At 43.9% G+C, this 223-nt stretch carries 1 protein-coding gene; it reads right to left on the reverse strand.

Features of this window, described 5'->3' with window-relative positions; translation table 11 throughout:
- Window positions 1–223, reverse strand: a 223-nt coding sequence (locus ACGF49_RS25380) for a hypothetical protein (RefSeq protein ID WP_387493603.1), incomplete at both ends; no start/stop codon positions are given.

Consider the following 223-nt stretch of genomic DNA (forward strand, 5'->3'; position numbering starts at 1 on the left):
TTTATCTGCCGCTAATTTAACCCCGTCAGCCTTGATTTCATCACCCGCGTTTAACGTAATATTGTTGGCTTTATCGAACAAAATACCCTGAAGATCCAGTTTGTTACTCGCAAACATCTGCAAATTGTTGCTGGCCGAAATACGCGAATCATGCCTGCCTATTTGAATGTTGCCTTCACGCGCGAGAAGCTCAATATTTTCCCCTTTCAGCTCAGTTTGACGG

The organism is Photorhabdus sp. RM96S, from assembly GCF_042879335.1.
Classification (GTDB): Bacteria; Pseudomonadota; Gammaproteobacteria; order Enterobacterales; family Enterobacteriaceae; genus Photorhabdus; species Photorhabdus kayaii.